Below are 21783 nucleotides of genomic sequence, written 5' to 3' on the forward strand. Positions count from 1 at the left end.
GCTGTCCAACCACGAGAAACGAGCATACCGTGCCCGACCGCCGTTCGTCGAACCGGTGGCCCCGGCGGACACGGAAGCGTGTCGCCGCTCACTCATTCGGCGGGCTCTTCCTCCGGTGGCTGCGACACCAGCGGCAGCGGCTCAGGGAAGCGCACCCACGGTTCGATGCGCACTTCCTGGTCGGGGGTGACGGTGACGATCTGCACATCGATCGGCCGCTTCGTGGCATTGTCGACGCGGATGATGCTCAGCTCCGCGTTCATCTTCAGCGGGCCGGGCGTCAGCGCATTCGCGAGCGCTCCGCCTGTCGTCGAGCTGAGGTAGCGGACTCCGCTGCCGAAGGTCTCGGGGCCGACTCTGCGATGCCAGTGTCCGCTCAGAGCGTAGTCGGCGCATCCGGCGCGCAGCGTCGGAGCAGCCACGGCGGCATCGTGGATGAGCATGATGTCGAAGTCCGTCTCGCAGGCTTCGTCGCGCAGGCGCTGCGCGTACTGATCGGCGGTGAGGTCGGTCTCGAGCTGCGGACCGGAGCCGAAGACGGTGCGGCGGGGGTCCGGGGAGCCGAAGAAGGTCACCCCGGCCATCTCGGCCGTCGAGTCCTCGAGCACCTCCCATCCGCGGCTCCTGGCGTGCCGTGTCGTCTCCTGCGAATCGTGGTTGCCCTTGACGATCATGCGCGGCAGTTTCTCGGGCAGCTCATCGTCGAGGACGTCGAGGCAGTAGTTCTCGGCGGAGGTTCCGGTCATCGTGATGTCGCCGCCGTCGATGTAGGCGTCGGCACCGCTCAGTTCGGAGACCGCACCGACGACTCGTGCCATACCGATATTGCAGTGGATGTCGGAGCCGAAGACGAAGGTCGTCACTGCCCCGTCCGAGCCTCCCGAGTCCTTCGCGTCCCCCTGTCCGCCGGTCTCGGCGGGTGGGATCATTCCGCGATCGGTCCAGTTGCCCGTGATCGGGCGGTCGTTCCACTGGGTCCGCAGAGCGGTGAGGACCTGGTCGTAGAACGCATCGTTGTCGTCGGCGAAGTCCCGCACCGCGGTGAACGCGGTGTCGATGATCCCGCCGAGGCGGCCGGTGACCTGGGAGCCGGCCAAGGGGGTTCCTTCGAAGGCGGGATCGGCCACGATCGGGTGCGGACGTTTGAGCACGACAGTGCCGAGGCCGGCCAGCACGAGCACGATGACGAGGCCGATGCCGATGAGCTCCTTGCCGGCGAAGGCCCGCATAAGGCCGTCGAGGCGCTGCGGGCCGAGCACGATTCCGACCCCGACGAGTCCTCCGGTGATCAGACACACGGCCAGAGCCCAACGAATGAGGATCTCCCGGGTGAGCCCCTCGACGACCTGATCGATCTGCGCCTGCGGGGACGAGAACAGGGCTGCGTACGAGGCAATGTCACCGCCGAGGGCATCGACGGCTCCCCCGCCGGGGTCCTTCACCTTCGCAGGGTCGGCAGCGGGCCGCTCCTCATCCCGATCGTCGCCGGACACGGGGATCTCCCCGATGTCGACGTGCAGTCCGAGACCGAGAGGGATCGAGTCGTCGGCCGGCACGAGCAGCCGGCCCAAGGGGCCGAAGTCCACGGTCAGCCGGGAGTCCGCGGTGATTCGGTACTGCGCCTCGTGCGGACCGAAGGTGAGGTCGGCTCGGGAGGTGAAGACCGCCCACGGCAGGGTCATCAGAGCGATGACCGCCAGGGCGATGAGAAGAGTGAGGGTTCTGCGACGAGGTGACACGTCCAAGGAAGCCCTCAGCCGTCCAAGGCACAGCCGATGAAGGTCGGCTCGGGTTCGAGCGTGATTCCGAAGGCGTCTTCGACGCCGGTGACGATGGTGCGGGCCAGATCGATCACATCCGAGGTGCTCGCGTGTCCCCGATTCGTCAGCGCCAGGGTGTGCTTGTCGGACAGCGCAGCGCGACCGGCTCCGATGCTGAAGCCCTTGGAGAATCCGGCGTGCTCGATCAGCCAAGCCGCTGAGGTCTTCGTCTTCCCCGCGATCTTCGCCCCGCTGAGCGGATCATTCACCGGGTAGCGAGGAGCTTCGGCCGGCAAGGCGTCGGCGTCGTCGACGATGGGATTGGTGAAGAAGGAGCCCGCAGACCAGGAGTCATGGTCATCGGGGTCGAGCACCATTCCCTTCGACCGGCGCAGAGCGATGACGTGCTCACGCACGAGCGTCGCCGACACGCGGTTGCCGATCTCGACGTCCAGGGCGGAGGCGAGTTGGGCATAGCGGACGGGCAGGGACTGCTCGCTGCGCTTGAGATCGAAGGTCACGGACAGGACCACGAACTGCGGGGTCCCGGCCGCGATCTGCGCGCGTTTGAGCGCCGAGGTGCGGTAGCCGAATTCGAGTTCGACGGCGCTGAGGTGCCGCACCTGACCGGCGACGCGATCGAAGACCTCGACCGAGGTGATGAGCTCACCGACCTCGGTGCCGTAAGCCCCGACGTTCTGGATCGGCGTGGCCCCGACGGACCCGGGGATGCCGGACAGCGCCTCGAGGCCGGAGAGCCCGAGCTCGAGCGTGTGGGCGACGAAATCGTCCCAGTCCTCCCCTGCCTCGGCGGTCACCCGGGTGTCGGTGGTCGTGATCTCGATCGTCGTCACACCGGTGGTCCGTACGACGCACACCGCACCGTCGAAGCCGTCATCGGAGATCAGCAGGTTCGATCCGCCTCCGATGAAGAGGACACCGGTCGGCTCCTCACCGGTCAGGCCCAGCTGATGGGCGCAGCAGAATCCGATCAGCTCATCGCGCGTCTCGGCGACGGTCACATCCGTTGCCGGGCCGCCGAGGCGGAAAGTGGTGAATCTCGACAGAACCTCACTCACGGCTTCGGTCACCGGCTGATCCGGACCTGCGTGCGGCTGAGCACATCGGTGTCACCGGACTTCACGGTGATGTCGATGCGGGCCGTGCCCACAGCGGCATCGACGGCGCCGACCGTGGCGGTCAGCTTCAGCGAAGTCGTCGGTGTCGTGGGGGCTCCGGTGTCTGCGTCGGGGACGAGGACCGGTGCGGAGAACCGTGTCCGATAGTCGACGACCGCGCCCGGATCGCCGAGCCATTCGACGACCGGGGCGATGACCGCACCCATTGAGAGCATGCCGTGGGCGATGACGCCGTCGAGGCCGACTTCGCGGGCGAAGCGTTCGTTCCAGTGGATCGGGTTGTGATCGCCCGAGGCGGCGGCGTAGTCGATCAGCGAGGCCCGGGAGAGGGGAATCTCCGTCTCGACGACGGTGTCTCCGATGGTCAGCTGGCAGAAGTCGATGGGATTCATTCTCCAACTCCTCTCACGACGAGGGTCGAGGTCACGGTGACGACCGGCTGCTCGGCGGCATCGGTGAGCTCGGTGCGGGTGGTGATCATGGCGTTGTCGCCCGCGGCGCGGATGCCGTCGACGTGGGTGACGGCCGAGAGGAGGTCACCGGCGACGATGGGACGAGTGAAGGAGAACTGCTCGGAGCCGTGGACGACCTTCGAGAAATCGATGCCCGAGTCCGGGTCGGAGACATAGGCGGCCTCCGACTTCTGCGCGATGATCACGGGGAACGTGGTCGGTGCGACGACGTCGCGGTAGCCCAGCGCGGCGGCCGCCTCGGCGTCGAAATGGTAATCGGCCTGCGCTCCGGTGGCGCGCGCGAACTCCGCGATCGCCTCTCGGGAGACTTCGTAGGGCTGAGGCAGGGAGAACGAAGCTCCCTGCCTCTCGGTATTCACCGGCATATCCGTTCTCTTTTCAACTGTGGTCGATTTCGACTCCAGCCTAAAGCACGGTCCTCCCGAGCGGCATCTCCGGCTCGTCCGCCTGCGCCCGGGCGTCCGCCTGCATCCGAGCGATCACATAATTCCTGCACCATCGGGGCCGTGACTTCGAAAGTGGTATATGTTGTCCACATCACATTTGCTAAGGAGTAGTGCGATGATGAACGAATCCCCCGTTGCCGACCCAGCGCTCCCCGACGTGCAGACGCGAGAGGACTCGGCTCCGCCGCAGGTCGAGGTCGCTGTCGCCACCGATGCAGCCTATGCCGGCGAGGAGGCCGATCGGGTGCAGATCAGGCGCCCTCTGCGCAACGTCTCCGAAGTCCGACACTTCTTCCGGACGAATCAGACGCCGATCTACTTCGTCGGAGCCACCCCATTCAACCTGCTCGGCCTCGACCGCTGGGTGCGGAACTTCTCCTACATCACCTACTACGACGGCTGGGACGGCGGGCATCCTCGCGTGTTCTCACCGCGCTACAAACCCTATGTCGAGTTCGAGTCGGGCGAAGCGATCAACAACTGGCTGCTGCTCAACGCCGAGGTGCGCGCCCATATGACGCGCAATGTCCCCCACGGCGAACGGGTCAAAGTCGCCATGGTCTTCTTCGACGACGAGACCGAACGGATCTGCCGGGAGCTCGGCTACGACCTCATCCTGCCCTCGGCCGCGCTGCGCAACCAGCTCGACTCGAAGATCGAGACCACGAAGCTCGGCAACGAGGCCGGAGCGTTCTCCGTGCCCAATGTGCTCACGACGGCCGACACCTTTGCCGCTCTCAGTGAGCAGGCCGCCGAGGCGGGGCTCGGCAGCGACCTCGTCGTCCAGACGCCCTACGGCGATTCGGGGAAGACGACTTTCTTCATCTCCTCGTCCTCCGATTGGGAGGCGCACAAGGACGACATCATCGGCGAGCAGCTGAAGGTGATGAAGCGGATCAACAACACCCCGGTCGCGGTCGAGGCGGTCATCACCTCCAGCGGTGTCGTCGTCGGCCCCTACCTCACCGAGTTGGCGGGATTCGCCGAGCTGACCCCGTACAAGGGCGGGTGGTGCGGCAATGAGATGAAGCCCGATGTCCTCACCGTCGAGCAGCGGGCACAGACCCGCGACCTCGTGCGCAGAATGGGCGAGGGACTGCGCAGACGCGGGTATCGGGGGTTCTTCGAGGTCGATGTTCTCGTCGACCTCGACAGCGATGACGTCTATCTCGGCGAACTCAATCCGCGGATCTCCGGCGCCTCGGCGATCACGAACGTCACCGCCGGCGCCTATGCGGACGTTCCGCTGTTCCTCTTCCATCTGCTCGAATACCTCGATGTCGAATTCGACCTCGACATCGATGAGATCAATGAGCGGTGGGAGGAGCTCTCCGGTGCCGACGAGTGGAGCCAGATGATCATCAAGGAGACGGCTCCGATCACCGAGTACATCACTCATTCGCCGCTGACCGGTCAGTACTATCTCGACCAGTACGGGACGCTGACGTACAAGCGGGCGGCGCTGGACTGGCACCCGTTGCAGAACGGAAATGAGGTGTTCTTCCTGCGCATCTTCGGTGCCGGCGACTACCGTTGGAAGGGCGCGGACCTCGGTGTGCTCGTGACGAAGAACCCTCTGCAGACCAAGGCCGGCGGGCCCGATGCGCTGAGCATCAGGGCCAAGCACTTCATCGATTCGATCCGGGCCATGTACGCCGGTGTCCCGGTGGTGGACGAGGATCCGTCCCCGGCGCTGGGCGGACCGGGAGCCAAGAGCGACTGACTCCGGGAGGCGGGGCCGCCCCGGTGGTACTCTCATCACGATTCGAGGCGCCGCCGCCATCCATCTGCGCCGAACCATCTGCACCGAACCGTCGGCGCCGACCGTCGGCGCCTTACGACCTGAGAACAAGAGGTGAAGCGTGACCGAACCGTCACCGGACCAGACCGTGCCCGCTCCCCCAGCGAATGCCGCCGTGACCCCGGCAGGCACACCCGCCGGTGCCGTCGCCGGCATCAACAGGGACAACTGGCAGGCTCCCGACAACGTCCGGTGGTCGTTCCAGAACGTCGCACAGGTCCTGCCGACGACCCCGATCCCGCGCGGGACCGGACCGGTGGCCGAATTGCCGGTCGATCTGCAGGACCTCGGCGCGGTCGTCATCCCCGCGACCGAGCACTCCGCGGCACGCACCGTCCGCAGCGTCATCGAGACCACCGACACGGACGGGTGGATGCTGCTCCACAACGGCACGGTCCTCACCGAGGAGTACTTCGGTGAGATGACTCCGACGACCGAACATCTGCTCATGTCGGTGAGCAAATCACTCGTCGGCACGGTCGCCGGCGTGCTCATCGGCACCGGTGATCTCGAGCCCGACCGCTTGATCACCGACTATGTGCCCGAACTCGCCGGGTCCGGATATTCCGGCGCCATCGTTCGGCACATCCTCGACATGCGTTCGGGGATCCGGTTCTCCGAGGACTACCTCGACCCGAAGTCCGAGGTCAGGCAGATCGAGGAGTCGATCGGCTGGTCCGAGGCCAAGCGGGAGAGCCCGGGCATCGGCATGTACGAGTTCCTGACCACCCTGCAGGCGAAGTCCGAGCACGGCGGGGTCTTCGAGTACCGTTCGTGCGAGACCGATGCGCTCGGGTGGGTGTGCGAGAAGATCGCCGGGGAGAGCATGCAGACGCTGATGTCACGGGTGCTGTGGTCCCGCCTCGGCGCGGAGCAGGACGCACTCATCGCCACCGACCAGTACGGTGTCGGCATGTTCGACGGCGGTATCAACACCACCCTGCGCGACCTCGCCCGCTTCGGATTCGTCTACGCCAACCGCGGCCAGTCGCTGACGGGCCAGCAGGTCGCTCCGACGGCGTGGATCGGGGATACGCTGACGACCTCGGAGGGTGTGCGGCAGGCCTTCGCTGACGGGCCCGGGGACAATCGGATGCCCGGCGGTGCGTATCACAACCAGTTCTGGTTCCCGTTCCCCGACTCCCACGCGTTCCTCGCCCTGGGCATCCACGGACAGATGATCTACATCAACCCCGGAGCGAATGTCGTCGGGGTCAAGCTCTCCAGCTGGGGGCTGCCGCAGGACGCCACGAAGCTGTTCCCGACGATCCGGGCGTTCGAAGCCCTGGCCGCAGCCGTGAACTCGCCCGCTAAGTAGCACTGGGCCTCCAGCCCTATCACACCCCGGCAGCGTCACAGCGCCCTAGCGACACCATCACGCCCCATCAGCGTCACAGCGCCCCTGAGGTGACAGCTCCTACAGTTGCTGAGCCATCACGACCCGGTAGTGACACACCCTCCTGGTGCAACGCGCGGTTATGCGACTGGCGAGGAGTGACGGTCTGCGGGCGAGGGCACTTCGCGGCGGCACCCGACAGCACCCGACTGGGCCGCCGGACCGCCTCATGTGCCCGGATCGCCACATCTGTTCCCGGACCCGCACACACAACCGCTGTCGGGGGCAATCGGCCATGGCAGAATCGTCATGTATCGACAACGTCTGTGATCGCAAGATTGCGAAGGAGAGAGACCATGACACCGATTCGCCGATCCACCTGGATGCCTCGGCTGCTCACGGCAACTGCCGGAACGGCCCTGGCACTGTCGCTGACCGGCTGCGGTCTGCTCGGCGGCGGCGAACCGGCCGAGGACCAGCAGTCGGAGGCCGCGCAGCCCAGTGAGGGCACGTCGGACGAGGACGCGAGCTCCGAGGGCGAAGGCTTCGTGAGTCAGACCACTCCGAGCGAAACTGCCGCTTCGGAGCCCACCGAGGCGGAGCCGAGCGATACGAAGTCGACCGACCCGTATGCGGACGCCGCAAAGACCACCAACTGGGCCAGTGACGATGCGATGGACGTCGACAAGAAGGGCAATGGAATCGTGCCCGCCAGATCGATCGAGGCCGACCTCATCGACCTGTTCGAGAACAAGCTCGAGATGAAGGTCAAAAAAGCCGAATGCGCGGACGACATGGAGCTCCGCGAGTGGTACGGATTCAAGACCTGTGATGTCACGGTCAAGGACAAAGAGAGATCCACGGGAGAGAAGACCTATTACGGAACGGTGAAGATCGTCGACCACAAAGACTCGATGATCAAGTACGAACTCATGTTCCCAGGCATCGATCAGGAGGACTTCGACTTCAAGGACTGACGTCGGCCGTCCTCAGGACCCAGGGCCGCCTCATTCCCGCAGCGACCGTTGCCAGGCAAGTGTCGCCAGAGCCGCAGACTGATCCGGCAGGTGGGCATCGTCGAAGAGAACCTCCGGGGAATGATTCGTCGCCGCCGTCGCCGGGTCGACGTCCTTCGGGGAGACGAAGAGGAACAGGAATGTCCCCGGCACCTCGTTGAGCACATAGGAGAAGTCCTCCGAGCCCATGACCGGGTCGGGCGCGGTGACGACCCGGCCCGGTCCGAAGGATTCGGTCAGCGTCGCCGAGGCGAATGCGGCCTCGGCGGCATCGTTGACCGTCACGGGGTACTGTTCGGTCCACTCGACCTCGGCGGAGCAGCGGTGGGCAGCGGCGATCGACTCGGCCAGACGGGCGGCGAGCTCGGGAAACCTCTTCGTCGTGTCGTTCGACAACGTCCGCACGGAGGCCCCGATGCTCGCGGTCGAGGGGATGACGTTGACGGCGTCGCCCGCACTCAGCTGGGTCACCTCGGCGACTATGGGGTCGAAGACGCTGAACGAGCCGGAAATCATCGCGTAGAGGGCCTGCCCGAACTCGAGCACGGGCCGGACGGGGTCGATCGAATCCTGGGGCCGCGAGCTGTGTCCGCCCTTGCCGTGCATCGTCACGTGCAGGGTGTTCGCCCCGGCCATGATCGTTCCCGGACGGGTGACGAATGTGCCCGGCGCTCCCGGCGCGACGTGGATGGCGTAGGCCGCATCGGGGATGCCGCCGATCGCATCGAACATGCCCTCGTCGATCATGATCTTCGCTCCGCCCATTCCCTCTTCGCCGGGTTGGAACATGAAGGCCACGGTTCCCGCGAGCTCGGCCTGATGGGCCGCCAGGAGCCGAGCCGCCCCGACGAGACCCGAAACATGGAGATCATGTCCGCAGGCGTGCATGCTCCCGTTCTGGGAGGCGAACTCGAGTCCGGTGTTCTCGACGACGGGCAGAGCGTCCATGTCGCCGCGCAGCAATGTGATCGGCCCCGGCCGCCCACCACGCAGCACCGCGACCACGGAGCTCAGCTCCCGGCCGAGTGTGATCTCCAGCGGCAGGCCCTCCAGAGCCTGCAGAATCCGCTTCTGCGTATACGGCAGGTCGAGCCCGAGTTCAGGGTTCCGATGCAGGTCCCGACGCAGTTCGCTGAGGTCGGCGGCCAGCGCCGCAGCTTCGGTGGTGAAATCAACTGTCATGGTCACATCCTTGTCTGGTTCGAATCGGGATGAGAGTCTACTGCCTTCTTGCTCTCTCGTCCGGTGCGATTCGACAAGGTCGGGACGTGACCCGATTCCTCCGATCACGCAGAGTTCAGCTGATCTCGCTCACAACGATCCGAGCACAGACCCGGGAGAGGAACAGCGGAACAGCTGCGTGGAAATAAGAAAACTCCCCCATCGGATCGAGCATCCTGATGAGGGAGTTGATCGGTAGCGGGAGGGGGACTCGATCCCCCGACCTCACGATTATGAGTCGTGCGCTCTAACCAGCTGAGCTACCCCGCCCCAGCACCGCATTTGTGGCGGCACGAGAGCCCCGAAAGGGAATCGAACCCTTGACCTTCTCCTTACCATGGAGATGCTCTGCCGACTGAGCTATCGGGGCAACAGGTAAGAATTTACACGGGTTGCAGCGAGGAGGGCAAATCGGGGTCGCGTGACCTCACTCACAAGTCTGAAACCGGCGCCGAGGCGTTATGCCACCGGATCGAACCGACCCGCCAGGAACCCCTGCAGTCGGCCGGGATGATTCGTGATGATTCCGTCCACCTCGGCGTCAAGGAGCTCCCTCCATTCGTTCATCTCATCGACCGTCCAGACGAAGACACCGAGGTCGTTGTCACGAATCTCGGACACGACGGACCTGCGCAGCGTGAAGCCCTTGTAGGAGGGGTTGATCGCGACGGCCCCGAGCTCGCGAGCCATCTCGATGTCTTCGGGCCTGGGCACCATGCGCAGCAGGAACCGGGCCACCATCGGCAGCATGTCCCGGCAGGTCTCCAACGTTTCGACGTTGAATGACTGCACCACCATCCGGTCGGCGATGCCGGTCTCGACCACGAGCTCGGAGACCCTGGCCACTGCACCCGCCGACCACTCCCCCTTGAACTCGAGGATCAATTCACCGCCGCGGCGCTGGATGTCGCGCATCACCGCCGCCAGCGTCGGAATCCGCACACCCGTGAATCCGGGGCCCATCCAGGAGCCGGCGTCGACGAATGACAGCTCCTCGGCAGTGAGATTGACCACCGGGCCCTTCCGGTTCGTCGTGCGATCGAGATCGGGATCGTGGAGGATGACGGGCACACCATCGGCGCTGGTCGACGTGTCGACCTCGATGAAGTCCACCCCGAGCGCCCGAGCCGCGTCGACCGCAGCCAGGCTGTTCTCCGGAACCACTGCCGAATAGCCTCGGTGGGCGATCACCAGCGGACGAGTCGCGGACCCGGGTCGCTCGGACATTCCACGCTCGCGCAGGAACTGCAGAAAACTCATACGCCCAGACTATGCCCTGACGCAGCGACTGTCGCACGCGGAGGCGGCAGCTCTTCTCGAATATCGGGAAGTCGCGGAGAAACCCACACAGACGCCTGATCTCGTACTATCTTGTGACCTGGGCCACCTCCCCGACTCGAAGGGCCAACCATGGAAGCCATCTACGCTGCCGCCGTCGTCCTCGCGTTCATCGCATTCGGCGAACTCATCTCGATCTGGTCAAAGGCTCGGATACCCAGCCTGCTGGTGGCCATGCTCGGCATCTTCGTCTTCGCGAAGCTCGGAATCGTTCCGGAGTCCGTCGTCGACGATTCGATGCTCGTCCAGATCTATACGATCCTCGTCGCGCCCCTCCTGTTCCACATGGGCACGCTCATTCCCCTGCGTGTGATGCTCAAACAGTGGCGTTCGGTGATCATCGCGATCTCCGGCATGCTCGTCGCAGTCCTCCTCATCCTCGCCATCGTCGCTCCGCTGTTCGGATTCGACACCTTCGTCGCCGGGTCCGGTCCGCTCGCCGGCGGCATCGTCGCCACCAGCCTGACGACGGAAGGGCTGACGGCCCACGGGGCCGCCTCGTCGATCATCGTCCTGCCCGCCCTTGTGCTCATGCTGCAGTCGCTGCCGTCGATGCCGCTGACGAATTTCCTGCTGCGCCGGTACGCCACGAAACTGCGCGACAGCGGTGAACTGCAGGAGCTCGCCGAAGCCCACCAGGCCGAAGAGGAGGAGGCAGAGCAGAAGAGGAAGCTCGTCACCCTGCCCGGCTTCCTCGTGGACAATCAGCTGTTCATGCTCTTCCTCATCCTCGTCGGCGGCTCGGCTGCGACCCTGCTCGCCGTTCCCACGCACATCCCCTCCTCGATCCTCGCGCTGATCCTCGGCATCCTCGCGGCCGCAGTCGGGCTCGCCCCGGACAAGGCCATGGAACGCTCGAACTCCTTCGGCATCGCCATGGCCGGCGTCATCGCCATCGTCATGGCGCCGCTGGTGACAGCATCCGTGCAGGACGTCATCAATGCGTTTCTGCCCACGCTGACGATCCTCGTCGTCGGCGGCAGCGGCATCGTCCTCGGCGGGTTCATCGCCGCGAAGCTGCTGCGTTGGAAGTCGGGACTGGGCATGTCGGTGGCGTTGACCGCCATGTACGGCTTCCCGGCCGACTACCTGCTGACCAACGAGGTCGCCCGCTCCATCGCCCGTGATGAGGATGAGAAGGAGGCCCTGCTCAACGCGATGCTTCCGCCGATGCTCGTCGGCGGGTTCACCTCGGTCAGCGCCGGGTCGGTCGTCATCGCCAGCGTCCTCGTCAGTCTGCTCTGATCCACCGCACGAAAGGACCGTCCCATGCACTCCCTCATCGCTGAGGCGAACGACCTCCTCCCGCAGCTGCAGGAGCTGCGCCGGACGCTGCATGCCAACCCCGAGGTGGGACTCGAGCTGCCTCGCACCCAGGCCGCTGTTCTCAAAGCCCTGGACGGTCTCGACCTCGAGGTGAGCACAGGTACGGCCACCACCTCGGTGGTCGCGGTCCTGCGCGGCAGCCACCCGGACCGGCCGGCCGATGCCCCGGCGGTGCTGCTGCGCGGGGACATGGATGCGCTGCCCCTGCGCGAAGAGACCGACGAACCGTTCGCATCGAGCAACGGGAACATGCACGCCTGCGGCCATGACCTGCACACCGCCGGGCTCGTCGGCGCGGCCCGACTCCTGCACGCCCATCGTGACGAGCTTCGCGGGGATGTCGTGTTCATGTTCCAACCCGGCGAAGAAGGGTACAACGGCGCCTCCGTGATGATCGACGAAGGCGTGCTCGACGCGGCCGGCAGCCGCGCCGTCGCGGCGTTCGGAGCACATGTGAATACGAGTGCACGCGGCGTCATCTCCACGCGGCCGGGGACTCTCCAAGCCGGGTCGAACGTCCTCGAGATCACGATCCACGGGCGCGGCGGCCACGGTTCCCAACCGCAGACGGCCGTCGATCCGGTCCCGGCCCTGGCAGAGCTCGTCACCGCGCTGCAGAACATGGTCAACCGCCGCATCGACACTTTCGACCCCGTCGTCCTCAGCGTCACCCAGCTGCGGGCAGGCGATGCCGTCAACGTCATCCCCGCCTCGGCTAGCCTGGGTGCGACCGTCCGCACTCTGTCCGATTCCTCGCTCGCGGCAGTCCGCGAGCGGTCGAAGCAGTTAGCCGAGGGCATCGCCGCGGCCCACGGCTGCACCGCCGAGGTCGACTTCGCCGTCCAGTACCCCGTGACGGTCAACGACGAGTCTGAGACCACATGGGCGCTCGAACAGATCGAGGACCTGCTCGGTCAGGACCGGGTGAACGTCCTGCCGCAGCCGATCATGCCCAGTGAGGACTTCTCGTTCGTGCTCCGGAACGTCCCGGGCACCTACCTCATGCTCGGCGCCGAACGCACCGACGTTCCCCGCGAGCGTCAGGGAGACAATCACTCCCCCTTCGTCATCTTCGATGACTCCGTCCTGGCCGATCAGGCCGCGATACTCAGCCATCTGGCGATCGAGCGGCTGAAGACGGCGCTCTGAACGCCCTCAGCGTCGTCTGCGCTGCCACCATCGCCGAGGTGGAGCGGTATCCTCTGCCGCGGTCCGCCCCGCGCCCTCGGTCCTCGCCGGTTCCGCAGGGCTTGTCTGGCCGTCTTCTGAGCGCTCGCCGCTGCTCGGTACGGACCTCGCTCTGCGCTCCCGCCAGGCGGCGACCTCATGTTCGACATTGCGCGGCGGGGTGAAGATCGGCGGTCCTTCGCGCAGGTCCATCACGGCCGCACGCACTCTGCCGTTGAAACCGGCGAGGTAGTCGCGAACGTCGTCCTCTCGGACGAACGCGTCGAGAGTGGCCTCCATCTCCGCGTTCTCCTTGCGCAGCTGGAATGCGGCCGGAGCGACGCCGCTGATACCTTCGGCGTCCAGCTTCTGTTTGATCCACCAGTCCGGGTCGTCGGCGCGGTGCAGACCGGTCAGCGGCTTTCCCAGCCCGGGAAGATCGTCGAAGTCGCCGCGCTTGATGGCTCTGTCGAGGGCGGATTCGACCACGGCATTGCGCTCCTCGAGCGAATTCAGCCGCCGAGGCGGCTCGTCGTCCGAATCGTGAGGGTCCTGGTTCATCGTCTCGCCTCCCTCGGCGGATGCGTCACCGCAGTGCCTCTTACGCTAGGCGGGCGCGCTGGGCGTGGCAAGAGGAAAGTCCCGTGACCGATTCGGTCACGGGACTTTCCGTTCTGCGTGGCAGATGAAGGATTCGAACCTTCGAAGGCAATGCCGGCTGATTTACAGTCAGCTCCCTTTGGCCGCTCGGGCAATCTGCCGCAGTCAGCGCTCGATGAGCACCTGAAAAGAATACAAGGCACGGGCCGGATTCACCAACTCGGTTGACGCAGATCACATCCAGGCCCCTGGACTAGACTCGGAGACAGAAGCCAAGCCCGCTTCCTGCGGGCACGAATCACCGAAAACGAAGGAGCATCAATGGCCAGCGAATCCTCATTCGACGTCGTCAGCAAGGTCGACCGCCAGGAAGCCGACAATGCGCTCAACCAGGCGGCTAAAGAGATCAACTCGCGCTACGACTTCCGCGGCACCGACGCCTCGATCGCCTGGAGCGGTGAGGCCATTCAGATGAAAGCCAACAGCGAAGACCGCGTCAAGGCCATCCTCGACGTCTTCCAGTCGAAGCTGGTCAAGCGCGGAATCTCCCTGAAATCCCTCGAAGACGGGGAGCCCTACCCCTCGGGCAAGGAACACCGCATCGATGCTTCCATCAAGGAAGGCATCGACAAGGACAACGCGAAGAAGATCTCGAAGATCATCCGCGACGAAGGTCCCAAGGGCGTCAAGGCTCAGATCCAAGGCGACGAGCTGCGAGTGAGCTCGAAGAAGCGCGACGATCTGCAGAGCGTCATCGCCCTGCTCAAGGGCCAGGATCTCGACGTCGACCTCCAGTTCGTCAACTACCGGTAAGACCGGCGGCCCTCCCCTCGTCAAGTCCCCATCGACCGCCCCGTCAGGTCTCGATGACGGAACATGTCCCCATCTGACGTCGGCGAACGTCGTTTGACCCGTTCATGACGGGCTGTGACGCCGATCGTCGTTCGGCCTCGGACGATCCCGGGCCCGCTGTCAGCATGAAGGCATGTCATCGACCCACACCGCCCCCAGGGCCTCCGCATCGGTGCCCAGGCTCTCGGCATCGGCGCCCGCGACCGTGCCCGAGAGCCTGCCCGCCGCCCGGCACCGGCTGCGGCGAGCGCTGTCGTTCGAGGTCATCCCTCCCCGTTCAGCCGCCCAGGCCGCGCGAATGCCGCAGCTGCTGAGGTTCCTCGATTCCCTCAGCCCCGATTATCTGGCCGTGACCTCCTCCGCCAAGAGCGATTGGCTCAAGGGCACGGCTGACTTCATCGCCGAGGTCACGTCCACGACCTCGCTCAGGCCCTTGGCCCATCTCGCCTGCACCGCCGGCACCGAGCCCGAGCTGTTGGCCTGGATCGATCATCTCCTGCAGGTCGGCGTGCGCGGTTTCCTCGCCATCCGCGGGGACGTCCCTGACGGTGAGACCAGCGTCCCGCCCGAGCACCTGCCGCACGCCGATGCCTTGGTCAGTCTCCTGCGACGCGTCGAATCGGATAACGTCGCCTGCCTGGCCGCCGGCCGGCTCGGCATCGGGGTCGCAGCCTATCCATCCGGCCACCCGGAATCGACGGGGCCCGAAGAGGACCTCGACGTGCTCGCGGCCAAACAGCGCAATGGTGCCGATTTCGCGATCACCCAGCTCTTCTTCGACCCCACCGCCTACTCCAGGCTGAGACGACGGGCCGAGCACGCGGGCATCACCATCCCGATCATCCCCGGCATCCTTCCCATCACCGATGCCCGCCGGCTGCACACGATGTCGCGCCTCTCGGGGCAGCCGGTCCCGGAGCACCTGCTCGCCCGCTTCGACGGAGTCTCCGACCCCGCCTCGGCACGACGGATAGGACTCGACATCACGGCAGAACACACGGCCGCGATCCTCGACCAGGAAGCCGACGGGCTGCACTTCTACACCTTCAACGACCAGAACACGACCGAGGACCTGCTCACCGCCCTCGGCGACCGAGGGGTGTCCGTGTCCTCATTCCCACCGCCACCGCCTCCTCGGCGCTGGCCGCCATCATCCGCAACAGAAACAACGACAGAGAAGGAAACCCGTTCATGACCGCATCATTTCCGACCGCGACCATCACCGGCTACCCCCGCATCGGAGCCCGCCGCGAGCAGAAGAAGGCGCTCGAGAGCTTCTGGGCCGGTCGCATCGGTGCCGAGGACTTCGCCCGGTCCGTGCACACGCTGCGCATCGGCACGTATCACCGCTTGGCGCAGTTGGGGCTGCGCGAGGACTATGCGATCCCGGCCTCCTACAGCCATTACGACCACGTTCTCGACACCGCGCTCACAGTCGGTCTCATCCCCTCGGTCACGACCGGCACCGATTTCGATCTCGACGAGTATTTCGCTCTCGCCCGCGGCACCGCGCAGCGCTCTCCCCTCGAGATGACGAAGTGGTTCGACACGAACTACCACTACCTCGTACCCGAGCTCTCCGATGACACGAGGTTCACCGCGCGTCCCCAACATCTGCTGTCGCTGGTCAGCGAGGCCAAGACCGCGGGGCACCTCGTCCGTCCCGTACTCGTCGGACCGCTGACCCTGCTCGCCCTGACCAAACCCGCACCGGGCACGCCCACGCGTCCCCTCGACCGGCTCGCCGAGCTCACCGACGTCTACCTCGACATCATCGGAGTTCTGGCCGCCGCCGGTGTCGAATGGGTTCAGTTCGACGAGCCGGCGCTGGTCGCCGACATCGCCGGAACGAGCGACCACGAACTCGCCGAGGCCGCCCACCGCACGTATTCGACCCTGGCCTCTGCCCGCACCCGCCCGCAGCTGTTCGTCGCCACCCCATACGGCAGCCTCCGCGAGGGCTTGGACGAGCTGGCCGGTTCCGGCATCGACGCCCTCGGCGTCGATCTCGCGGCCGCGACCCGAGCCTCCGATCCCGAGTACGCGAACCGTCTGGCCGCGGCTGTGCCCCAGCAGGTCCGCCTCGTCGCCGGTGTCGTCGACGGCCGCAACATCTGGGCCGATGATCTTCGGACCAGCCTCGAGGTGCTGCAGGGTCTGGAGCGCGAGTCGTTGAGTGTGTCGACCTCGACGTCACTGCTGCATGTGCCCTACACCGTGGAGCAGGAGAGCTCTCTGCCGGTCGATGTCGCTTCCTGGCTGTCCTTCGCCGAGGAGAAGGTCACCGAGGTCGAGGCTCTGGCCACGGCCGTCACCGCCGGACCGGATGCTCGTGTCGAAGCGTTCAACCGCGCTGATCGGGCCCGCCGCACTCGGGCCGAATCCGTCCGGGTCCACAGCCCGGAGGTGAGAAAGCGCACCGCCGCCACGGCAGGTCAGGACGGGTTCCGGACCGACTTCGCGCAAAGGCGACAGGCCCAGGACGCACTGGTCATCCCCGCTCTGCCGACGACGACCATCGGTTCCTTCCCGCAGACGGCCGAGGTCCGTCGCGCGCGCCGATCACCGGGCCGGTCGCCTCGACGACGACACCTACGCGCAGACGATGAGGACGGAGATCGATCGTGTGATCGAGCTGCAGGAGGACCTGGGCCTCGACCTCATCGTCCACGGTGAACCCGAACGCAATGACATGGTCCAGTACTTCGCCGAGAACCTCGACGGATTCGCCACCACCGAACACGGCTGGGTGCAGTCCTATGGTTCGCGGTGTACCCGTCCCCCGATCCTCTTCGGCGATGTGTCCCGCCCGAATCCGATCACCGTCGGCTGGTCGGCCTACACCGCGCAGCAGACGCAGAAGACGGTCAAGGGCATGCTCACCGGACCGGTCACCATCCTCGCGTGGTCATTCGTCCGCGATGATTTGCCGCTGCGCGAATCGGCCGATCAGATCGCCTTGGCCCTGGCCGATGAGGTCGCCGACCTCGAGGCGGCCGGCATCGACGTCATCCAGGTCGACGAACCGGCTCTGCGCGAACTGCTGCCGCTGCGCGAATCCGACCGCGCCGAGTACCTCGACTGGTCGGTGCGCTCGTTCCGGCTGGTCAATGCCCAGGTCAGTCCCCGCACTCAGATCCACACCCATCTGTGCTACTCGGAGTTCGGGGAGATCATCGACGCGATCAATGCCCTCGACGCCGATGTCACCAGCATTGAGGCGGCCCGGTCCCGGATGGGGGTCCTCGACGACATCGCCGATTTCGGGTTCGAACGCGGAATCGGTCCCGGCGTCTACGACATCCATTCCCCGCGGGTGCCCACGGTGCCCGAACTCGTCGAACTCATCGAGGCCGCACTCAAGCATGTTGCGCCCCACCAGCTGTGGATCAATCCGGACTGCGGTCTGAAGACGCGCAGCTATGCCGAGGTGCGCGCCTCTCTGGCCAATCTCGTCGCCGCTCGCAACCAGGTGGTGGCCGCCGGCATCCCGAGCGGCGCCCGGTCCGAGACCCCGGCCGCGGCTGTGGGAGTGTCCGTCTGAGTCCGGAGCCGAGACGCTGTCTGGGATCAGTGTCGGGGCAGTTCGAGGGGAATGTAGTACAGACCCTTCGAGTCCTCCTCGACGCTGACTCGCAGACGGTCGTCGAGGTGGATGTAGTCGTTGACCTTGATGGTTCCCTTCGTCCCGCTCAGACGTCGGATCGCGAAGGCCGGAACGAGGCCCTGCCGCCCGAACCCGTCGACGGCGAGCGCATATTTGGGGCCGGTCGCGCGGACCCTGACTTCGGTGCCGTTCTCCTTCTCCCGCAGTTCATCGAGCCCGAGCTCGGGTTCGGGATCGGTGAGGGCGGTGAGCTCGACGGCGAGCGTATCGGCCATGTCGTCGACGGTGGCGAGCATATTCGCCATGGCACGGGCGAACTCGCCGTGCAGCTTGCTCGGCTTCATCGCCGCACCGGGTTTGTACATGTCCTCGTGGGTCAGTTCGCTCCAGGCGTCCTGGAGTCGCGTCTTGACCTGGATCTCGGCGAAGACCGGCGCACCTTGGTCCGAGGGGATGCGGAGGGTGACGTGGCAGGCTCGGTAGCCGCTGGCCTTCGGCGGCTTCGTGTAGTCCTTCTGTTCGATGAGTTCGAAGGCGCCCAGCTGCTCGGGATCGCACAGGGCGGCGAACATCATGCGCTGGTCGCGCGGTGATTTGCACAGCACCTTGACCCCGACGATGTCGCGGATCTGGTCCTCGACGTCAGCGGTGCCGTGGACACTCAGCTGCGGGTCCTCGTCGGCCTTCTCGGTGAGCTTCGCCAGGGTTCTCGCCGCGTCCTTGATCCGGTGCCCGTCGACGTCGAGGCGGGAGATGTCCTTATCCTTGAGCAGGCCCTTCTGCTGCTCCTTGAGCCAGTGCTTGATCCGCACGGCCGCCGTCTGCCAGGCGTCGATCCGCTCGACGTAGGCGCGTTCGACGATCGTCTTCAGCGACGATTCGCTCTTCATGTGTCCTCCCTGCCTGCCGACGGTCCGCGCTCTGGGGCGCTCTGTTCCGTTCCGACTCTACGCGGCGGAGCCATCACGGTCCGTCAGCGACTCGTCACCGCGGTGCAACGGGGTGACGAACGACTGCGGGTGCGCAGTGGGTGACGGGGCGTAGGCAGTGCTGCTGCCGGTGCGGGTTGTTGGCAACGGTGCAGGCTGCCACTGCCGGTGGGGGATGCCAGATCCAACCGCGCGGCACCAGGTCGCCCGGTCCAGGCGAGTCCCCGGACCGGGCTTCCGTTCGTAGTGATCAGTGCCCGGAGGCAGGTTGTCCCACGGATTCAGCCGTGACGTGCCCGCGCGCCTCGGCGAGCATCGCCTCACGGGTGGCGAGCTTGACCCGTTCGCGCCCCTCGGCCTCTCCGGCCGCCTTCTCGGCGGCTTCGACACGGTGGTAACCCTCCCAATCGACGTAGTCGACGCCCTTGGAGACGAGCAGGTCGACGATGGCCGATTCGTCAGGGTAGACGGGATCCGTGAGCACTCCGGCGGCCCGGTCGTCGAGGATGTGGCCGATGGTCTCCAGGGCATCGCCCTTGGTGTGGCCGATGAGCCCGACGGGCCCTCGCTTGATCCACCCGGTGGCATAGACGCCCTGCACGACGTCGGCCTCGGCGGCCGTAGCCTGGTCGTCGGAATCGACGACCCGGCCTTCATGGTTGGGGATGACGCGCTTGCGGCCGTCGAAGGGCAGCTGAGGCAGTTCGGTGCCCGCATAGCCGACCGCACGGTAGACGGCGTCGAGTTCCCAGTCGTGGAAGCTGCCGGTGCCATTGACCCCGCCGGAGCCGTCGAGCTCCATGCGTTCGGTGCGCAGACCAGTCACCCGATCCTCGCCGAGGATGGCCACGGGAGCGTGCAGGAAGTGCAGGTGGAGGCGTCGCTTCGCCCCGGTGGGTTCGCGCATCGTGAAGTCCGTGAGCGTCTTCGCCACCTGCTTGGTCTGATTGCTCGACTCGATGGCCTCCATCGAGCCTTCGTCGAACTCGAAGTCCTCGGGGTAGACGATGATGTCGACATCCTTGACATGGCCGAGTTCCCGCAGCTCCAGCGGGGTGAACTTCGCCTGTGCCGGTCCACGCCGGCCGAAGATGTGCACATCAGTGACGCGCGAGGCCTTGAGACCTTCGTACACATGGTCGGGGATCTCGGTGGTGTGCATGTCATCGGCCTGCTTCGACAGCACTCGGGCGACGTCGAGGGCGACATTGCCGTTGCCGATGACGGCGACCCGTTCAGCATCCAGCGGCCAGCTCTGGCCCACATCAGGATGTGAGTCGTACCAGTTGACGAAGTCCGCGGCACCATAGGAGCCGGGAAGATCGACACCGGGCAGGTCGAGCGCGGCGTCGACGAAACAGCCGGTGGAGAAGATCACGGCGTCATAGCGGTCAGTGAGTTCCTCGAGATGGAGGTCGACTCCGTATTCGACGTTCGTGAACAGGCGGATGTCGCCGCGGTCGAGAACCTTGATCAGCGCATTGATGATGCCTTTGATCCGCGGGTGGTCGGGGGCGACTCCGTAGCGGACGAGGCCGAAGGGAGTCGGCAGACGATCGAAGAGATCGATGCTCAGATCGAAATCACGCTCTGCCTTCGTCATGAGATCAGCAGCGTAGATCCCGGCAGGACCGGCGCCGACGATGGCCACCCGGAAGGGACGAGTCATTCTCACACCTCTCTATTCAGTCGCCCCCGAGTCTATCGCCAATGTAGGTCATCCTTACAACGACGTGATCAAACTCGCATTCGCATCGACCGTCTCAGCCGCCGACCCGACTCCGTGTCGCCCATCGCGGTCTCATTAGACTGAAGTCCGTGAGCATGAACCCTGCCCCTGATGAGAACGCGATTCGCCGCGCCGGCCTGATCAACGGATTCTCCGCATATCTGCTGTGGGGCATCATGCCGTTGCTCTTCGCCGCCGCTGTGCCCACGGGCGCCCTCGAACTCGTGTCCCACCGTGTCATCTGGTCGCTGGCCTTCTGCACAGTCCTCCTCGTCTTCACCGGAGGATTCTCCCGCACTCTGCAGATTCTGCGGTCGCCGCGGACCTTCGGTCTCCTCGTGCTCGCCTCGGTGCTCATCGCGATCAATTGGACGACCTTCATCTACGGTGTCGAGACCAATCAGCTCGTCGAGGTCTCCCTCGGCTACTACCTCAATCCGCTGATCTCGATCGGTCTGGGTGTGCTCTTCCTCGGAGAGAAGCTGCGCCCCCTGCAGTGGACGGCTGTGGGCTTCGGCCTCCTGGCCGTGATCATCGTCGGCGTCGGGCTCGGCCGCATGCCCTATCTCTCCTTCACCGTGGCTCTGTCGTTCGGCCTCTACGGCCTCGTGAAGAACAAGGTCGGCGGCCGCGTCGGAGCGCTCGAGGGCATGACCGTCGAAAGCCTCGTACTCGCCGTGCCCTCAGCGATCTACCTCATCGCCCTCGGCTCCCAGGGGCTGCAGACGTTCACCGGCTTCGGTGCCTGGCATGTCGTCGTCATCATCGTCACCGGTCCCGCCACGGCCATCCCGCTCATCCTCTTCAGCGCCGCGGCACGGCGCATCCCTTTGTCCTGGGTGGGCATGCTCCAGTACATCACCCCGACCCTCCAGTTCATCCTCGGCATCACCGTCCTCGGCGAGGCGATGTCGACGCCGAGGTGGATCGGGTTCTTCATCATCTGGATCGCCGTGGTCCTGCTCTGCGCGGACATGCTCCGCCACAGCCGTCGACGCTGACGGACCCGCCCTGCCGAACCCCGGCTCACCCTGGCACCCGAA

At 65.7% G+C, this 21783-nt stretch carries 19 protein-coding genes and 3 tRNA genes; 10 read left to right on the forward strand and 12 right to left on the reverse strand.

Annotated elements, in window-relative coordinates; genetic code table 11:
- Positions 1-92 precede the first annotated feature (92 nt).
- Genes IIE29_RS13350 through IIE29_RS13365 form a run of 4 tightly spaced genes read right to left on the reverse strand, consistent with a single transcriptional unit; the run spans position 93 to position 3737 of the window.
- A complete protein-coding gene (locus IIE29_RS13350) occupies positions 93-1739 on the reverse strand; it encodes a metallophosphoesterase family protein (RefSeq protein ID WP_343071911.1) in 1647 nt (548 codons plus the stop codon).
- A 14-nt stretch (positions 1740-1753) separates the two neighbouring features.
- Positions 1754-2851, reverse strand: coding sequence for a UDP-N-acetylmuramate dehydrogenase (locus IIE29_RS13355; protein ID WP_343071902.1), 1098 nt, complete (start codon positions 2849-2851; stop codon positions 1754-1756).
- The gene (locus IIE29_RS13360; RefSeq protein WP_209325794.1) at positions 2848-3291 is read right to left on the reverse strand and encodes a MaoC/PaaZ C-terminal domain-containing protein; all 444 of its coding nucleotides are present in this window, start codon (positions 3289-3291) and stop codon (positions 2848-2850) included. Before IIE29_RS13360 ends, IIE29_RS13355 begins: the two co-directional genes overlap by 4 nt.
- Positions 3288-3737, reverse strand: coding sequence for an FAS1-like dehydratase domain-containing protein (locus tag IIE29_RS13365; RefSeq protein WP_209325795.1), 450 nt, complete (start codon positions 3735-3737; stop codon positions 3288-3290). Before IIE29_RS13365 ends, IIE29_RS13360 begins: the two co-directional genes overlap by 4 nt.
- Positions 3738-3933: 196 nt before the next feature.
- On the opposite strand from IIE29_RS13365, the gene IIE29_RS13370 reads away from it, so the two are divergent.
- The 3 genes from IIE29_RS13370 (at position 3934) to IIE29_RS13380 (ending at position 7932) form a co-directional block, all read left to right on the forward strand.
- Positions 3934-5541, forward strand: a complete 1608-nt coding sequence (locus IIE29_RS13370; protein ID WP_209325796.1) for a biotin carboxylase — start codon at positions 3934-3936, stop codon at positions 5539-5541.
- 139 nt (positions 5542-5680) lie between these two features.
- Positions 5681-6937, forward strand: a complete 1257-nt coding sequence (locus IIE29_RS13375; RefSeq protein ID WP_343071903.1) for a serine hydrolase domain-containing protein — start codon at positions 5681-5683, stop codon at positions 6935-6937.
- A 374-nt stretch (positions 6938-7311) separates the two neighbouring features.
- Positions 7312-7932 carry a hypothetical protein gene (locus IIE29_RS13380; protein ID WP_209325797.1) on the forward strand — a complete coding sequence of 207 codons (621 nt, stop codon included), beginning with the start codon at positions 7312-7314 and terminating at the stop codon, positions 7930-7932.
- A gap of 30 nt (positions 7933-7962) precedes the next feature.
- On the opposite strand, the gene IIE29_RS13385 is transcribed toward IIE29_RS13380, so the two are convergent.
- The 4 genes from IIE29_RS13385 to IIE29_RS13400 form a co-directional block, all read right to left on the reverse strand.
- Positions 7963-9153 (reverse strand): M20 metallopeptidase family protein, encoded by a 1191-nt coding sequence (locus IIE29_RS13385; protein ID WP_209325798.1) that lies wholly within the window; start codon positions 9151-9153, stop codon positions 7963-7965.
- Between the two features lie 235 nt (positions 9154-9388).
- A tRNA-Met gene (locus IIE29_RS13390) sits at positions 9389-9462 on the reverse strand.
- A gap of 27 nt (positions 9463-9489) precedes the next feature.
- A tRNA-Thr gene (locus tag IIE29_RS13395) sits at positions 9490-9562 on the reverse strand.
- Positions 9563-9651: 89 nt separating this feature from the next.
- Entirely contained in the window at positions 9652-10452 is an 801-nt protein-coding gene (locus tag IIE29_RS13400) for a glycerophosphodiester phosphodiesterase (RefSeq protein ID WP_209325799.1), read from the reverse strand.
- A 150-nt stretch (positions 10453-10602) separates the two neighbouring features.
- On the opposite strand from IIE29_RS13400, the gene IIE29_RS13405 reads away from it, so the two are divergent.
- Both IIE29_RS13405 and IIE29_RS13410 read left to right on the forward strand, forming a co-directional pair.
- The gene (locus tag IIE29_RS13405) at positions 10603-11775 is read left to right on the forward strand and encodes a hypothetical protein (protein ID WP_209325800.1); all 1173 of its coding nucleotides are present in this window, start codon (positions 10603-10605) and stop codon (positions 11773-11775) included.
- A 24-nt stretch (positions 11776-11799) separates the two neighbouring features.
- Positions 11800-13005 (forward strand): M20 metallopeptidase family protein, encoded by a 1206-nt coding sequence (locus IIE29_RS13410; protein WP_209325801.1) that lies wholly within the window; start codon positions 11800-11802, stop codon positions 13003-13005.
- Between the two features lie 6 nt (positions 13006-13011).
- On the opposite strand, the gene IIE29_RS13415 is transcribed toward IIE29_RS13410, so the two are convergent.
- Positions 13012-13584, reverse strand: a complete 573-nt coding sequence (locus IIE29_RS13415; protein WP_209325802.1) for a DnaJ family domain-containing protein — start codon at positions 13582-13584, stop codon at positions 13012-13014.
- 118 nt (positions 13585-13702) lie between these two features.
- Positions 13703-13784: transfer RNA gene (locus IIE29_RS13420), tRNA-Tyr, on the reverse strand.
- 160 nt (positions 13785-13944) lie between these two features.
- On the opposite strand from IIE29_RS13420, the gene IIE29_RS13425 reads away from it, so the two are divergent.
- From IIE29_RS13425 to IIE29_RS17245, 4 genes are all read left to right on the forward strand, one after another.
- Positions 13945-14436, forward strand: coding sequence for a YajQ family cyclic di-GMP-binding protein (locus IIE29_RS13425; RefSeq protein WP_209325803.1), 492 nt, complete (start codon positions 13945-13947; stop codon positions 14434-14436).
- Positions 14437-14608: 172 nt separating this feature from the next.
- Positions 14609-15670: a methylenetetrahydrofolate reductase gene (locus IIE29_RS13430; RefSeq protein WP_209325804.1), complete on the forward strand. Its 1062-nt coding sequence runs from the start codon at positions 14609-14611 to the stop codon at positions 15668-15670.
- The gene (locus tag IIE29_RS17240) at positions 15667-17151 is read left to right on the forward strand and encodes a hypothetical protein (RefSeq protein ID WP_425491470.1); all 1485 of its coding nucleotides are present in this window, start codon (positions 15667-15669) and stop codon (positions 17149-17151) included. Before IIE29_RS13430 ends, IIE29_RS17240 begins: the two co-directional genes overlap by 4 nt.
- On the forward strand, positions 17081-18019 hold the full coding sequence (locus tag IIE29_RS17245) for a hypothetical protein (protein WP_425491471.1): 939 nt from the start codon (positions 17081-17083) through the stop codon (positions 18017-18019). The genes IIE29_RS17240 and IIE29_RS17245 overlap by 71 nt, the downstream gene beginning before the upstream one ends.
- A 26-nt stretch (positions 18020-18045) precedes the next feature.
- Here IIE29_RS17245 and IIE29_RS13440 read toward each other — a convergent pair whose 3' ends face one another.
- Positions 18046-18972, reverse strand: a complete 927-nt coding sequence (locus IIE29_RS13440) for a GTP pyrophosphokinase (protein ID WP_209325805.1) — start codon at positions 18970-18972, stop codon at positions 18046-18048.
- A 289-nt stretch (positions 18973-19261) separates the two neighbouring features.
- On the reverse strand, positions 19262-20680 hold the full coding sequence (locus IIE29_RS13445; protein WP_209325806.1) for an FAD-dependent oxidoreductase: 1419 nt from the start codon (positions 20678-20680) through the stop codon (positions 19262-19264).
- A gap of 155 nt (positions 20681-20835) precedes the next feature.
- Between IIE29_RS13445 and rarD the strand changes: the two genes are divergently transcribed.
- Positions 20836-21741: an EamA family transporter RarD gene (gene rarD, locus IIE29_RS13450; protein ID WP_209325905.1), complete on the forward strand. Its 906-nt coding sequence runs from the start codon at positions 20836-20838 to the stop codon at positions 21739-21741.
- Positions 21742-21783 lie beyond the last annotated feature (42 nt).

Origin of the sequence: Brevibacterium renqingii (assembly GCF_017808095.1) — a bacterium.
GTDB classification, from domain to species: domain Bacteria; phylum Actinomycetota; class Actinomycetes; order Actinomycetales; family Brevibacteriaceae; genus Brevibacterium; species Brevibacterium renqingii.